Annotated in this window: 3 protein-coding genes; 1 reads left to right on the top strand and 2 read right to left on the bottom strand. The window is 74.3% G+C overall.

Going from position 1 to position 3,424, the window contains the following annotated elements; translation table 11 throughout:
• Positions 1–483: rhodanese-like domain-containing protein (locus tag ACOV8S_RS27645; protein ID WP_448321166.1), on the top strand; the 483-nt coding region annotated here is incomplete at its 5' end.
• A 43-nt stretch (positions 484–526) separates the two neighbouring features.
• Here ACOV8S_RS27645 and ACOV8S_RS27640 read toward each other — a convergent pair.
• Both ACOV8S_RS27640 and ACOV8S_RS27635 read right to left on the bottom strand, forming a co-directional pair.
• The gene (locus ACOV8S_RS27640) at positions 527–2,215 is read right to left on the bottom strand and encodes a DUF885 domain-containing protein (RefSeq protein ID WP_448321164.1); all 1,689 of its coding nucleotides are present in this window, start codon (positions 2,213–2,215) and stop codon (positions 527–529) included.
• 70 nt (positions 2,216–2,285) lie between these two features.
• The coding region (locus tag ACOV8S_RS27635; protein ID WP_448321163.1) for a GNAT family N-acetyltransferase at positions 2,286–3,424 on the bottom strand (1,139 nt) is incomplete at its 5' end.

Below are 3,424 nucleotides of genomic sequence, written 5' to 3'. Positions count from 1 at the left end.
GCCACGACTGCCAACCCCGTCCTGCGGGTGCCGCCGGCGGCACCCGCCGAGGCCGCCGCCCACTTCTCGGCGAGCCTCGCCTTCCACGCCGACGTCTCCGACGTGGCCTCCGCCCTCGCCGAGGCCGGTCCGGGCGGCGACCCGGGCTTCGTGGTGATCGACACCCGCTCCACCGAGTCCTGGGACCAGGGGCACGTCCCCGGCGCGCTGCACCTGCCCACCGCGCAGATCCCGCAGCTGGCGGCGCGGCTGCTCGACCCGGCCGTCCCGGTGGTCACCTACTGCTGGGGCCCCGGCTGCAACGGCGCCACCCGCGCCGCGCTGGCCCTCTCCCTGCTCGGCTACCCGGTCAAGGAGATGCTGGGCGGTTTCGAGTACTGGGCCCGCGAGGGCTTCGCCTACGAGACCGCCGAGGGCGGCGAGCGCCGGGACCCCGACCCGCTCACCGCCCCCGTGGCCGCGGACGCCGACTGCGGCTGCTGACACGAGGTCAGGAGCGGCTCCAGGGGCGGCGTCGGGCGCGGCGTCAGAGCTGGGAGAGCTCGTCGACCAGGTCGTCCAGTCCCAGCGAGCCCTGCGACAGCGCCGCCATGTGCCAGGCCTTGAGGTCGAAGGCGTCGCCGTGCCGCTCACGGGCCTTCTCACGGCCCAGCAGCCAGGCGCGTTCACCCAGCTTGTAGCCGATGGCCTGACCCGGCATCGACAGGTAGCGGATCAGCTCGCTCTCGACGAAGTCCGCCGGACGGCTGCTGTGCGCGCCGAAGAACTCCTCAGCCAGGGCGGGCGTCCAGCGCTCGCCCGGGTGGAAGGGGGAGTCCGCCGGGATCTCCAGCTCCAGGTGCATGCCGATGTCCACGATCACCCGTGCCGCACGCATCATCTGGGCGTCCAGGTAGCCGAGGCGCTCCTCCGGGTCCGCCAGGAAGCCCAGCTCGTCCATCAGGCGCTCCGCGTACAGCGCCCAGCCCTCCATGTTGGCGCTGACCCCGCCCGTCGCGGCCTGGTACCGGGAGAGGTCCTTGGCGACGTAGGTCCACTGCGCGAGCTGCAGGTGATGGCCCGGCACCCCCTCGTGGTACCAGGTGGAGACCAGGTCGTAGACCGGGAAGCGGGTCTGTCCCATGGTGGGCAGCCAGGTGCGGCCCGGCCGGGAGAAGTCCTCGGACGGGTTGGTGTAGTAGGGGGCGGCGGCGCCGCCGGGCGGGGCGATGCGCGACTCCACCCGCTTCACCGGCTCGGCGAGGTCGAAGTGCGTCCCGTCCAGGTCCGCGACGGCGCGGTCCATGAGGTCCTGGAGCCAGGCCTGGACCTCCTCGACGCCGATGTGCCGGCCGTGCTCGTCCAGGTGGGCCAGCGCGACCCAAGGGGTCGCCGCGCCGGGCAGGATCAGCTCGGCCGCGGCCCTCATCTCGCCCAGGATGCGGTGGTACTCGGACCAGCCGTAGGCGTACGCCTCGTCCAGGTCCAGATCGGTGCCGTTGAAGTACCGGGCCCAGCGGGCGTAGCGCTCCCGGCCCACCGTGTCCGGGGCGCCGGCGACGGCCGGGGCGTACACGTCCCGCATCCAGTCGCGCAGCTCCGCCAGGGCGGCGGTGGCGCCGCGGGCCGCCTCGTCCAGCTCCCCGCGGAGCTTCTGGGGACCGTCGGCGGCGAAGTCCTCGAACCAGCCCCGGCCGGTACCGTTCGGGTCCGCCCACTCGGCGAGCTGCTCGACGAAGGTGGCGGTGGGCCGCGGCCCGGCGTACAGCTTGCGCTCCAGGCCCAGCGCCAGCGACTCCCGGTACCCGGCCAGCGCGGCGGGCACCGCGCGCAGCCGTTCGGCGATCGCCGCCCAGTCCGCCTCCGTGTCGGCGGGGGTGACGGTGAAGACCTCACGGACCGCGTGGGCCGGACTGTGGATGTTGCTGACCACCCGCAGGCCTTCCTGGGCCTCGTGGACGGCCAGTTCGGCGGTCAGCCGCTCCCGCAGCAGCCGGGCGCAGCGCCGCTCGATGCCGGAGTCGGCGCCGGGCCGTCGTTCCGCCTCCTCCAGCCGCGCCAGGGTGGCCCGCTGGAGCTCGGCCATGGCCTCCTGGCCGGCCGGCGAGAGGTCGGGGAGCTTGTTCGAGCACGCGTCGACGCCGAGGTAGGTGCCGGTGATCGGGTCGAGGGCGATCAGGTCGTCGACGTAGGCGTCGGCGACCTGGCGGGGCAGCGGGTTGGTGATGTCTGACATGGGCCCATCCTTTCCCAGGAGGAGGGCCCACGTCAGCTCTGTTTGTGCGCCCCGCGGGTCCGCCCGGGTTTCAGTCCGAGGTGCCGGCGTGCCGGGACAGGTCGGTCCGCACCGGTTCCACCCGGGCCGTGATCACCAGGGTGCCCTCCTCGACCTGGTACTCCAGCGGCAGGTCCAGGCCGCGCATCGCCGCGAGCATGCCCGTGTTGGAGGCCTGGGTCACCGCGTAGACGGCCTCGCTGCCCGCCTCGGCGGCCATCCGCACCAGCCGGTACAGCAGTTCGCCGCCGAGGCCGCGCCGCTGCCAGGAGTCCTCGATCAGCAGCGCGACCTCGGTCTCGTCGCCGTCCCACATGAGGTGGCCGAGCCCGACGACATGACCGCGGCCGGTCTCGACGACGAGCGTGCGGCCGAAGTTCGGGCTGAGCAGGTGGCGCAGGTAGCGGTCCGCGTCCGCCACCGGGCCGTGGTAGCGCTGCCGCAGGGTCTCCTGGGAGCAGCGCTCGTGCAGCGCCTTGGTCGCCTCCAGGTCACGCGGGCCGGCGCGGCGGATGGTGATGCGGCCCGCGCCGGGCAGCGCCAGCAGGTCCTCGGACGGCGGGATCCGAGGGCCGAGACGGTCGTCCAGCTCCACCAGGGCACGGGCCCGGGCGAACTCGGCGGGGGTGAAGGGCAGATGGGCACGCTCGACGGTGATCGCGCCGCCGTCCGGTGCGCGCAGCCGCATGAGCGTGGCGCACTCCTCGTCGATCCCGGTCGTCGCCGTCGTGCCGTCACCGCTCGCGCCGTGCGCGAGGCCCTGCGCGCCGGGGACCTGACGGATGGTGCAGCGTCCCAGCAACTGACGCAGTGCGAGGGGGAGTTCGGCGGGGTCCAGGGCGGTGCGGGTGGCCAGGGCGACCGCGCGGGTGGGCGCGTCCACCAGGTCGTGGGCGTCCCCGCGTTCCGTCCAGACGTCCCAGCCCCCGGCCTGTTCGACCTGCGTGGAGAGCTCGGAGCCGGTGAGACCGGCGGGGGCCCGCAGGAGGAACTCGTCCACCACGCCGTCGGCCAGCGGGTGGGTCTGCAGGCTGACGATGTCCACCCCGAGTCCGGCCAGCCGGGTGCAGAGCGCCGCCAGGGAACCCGGCTCGTCGCGCACCGTGGCCCGCATCCGCCACAGGGCGGCGGGGGCCGAGGGCTCGAGGAGCTCGTGACCGGCCTGCCCGG

The sequence above is a fragment of the Streptomyces sp. CO7 genome (assembly GCF_053474865.1).
This window is presented reverse-complemented; position numbering and strand designations above follow the sequence as displayed.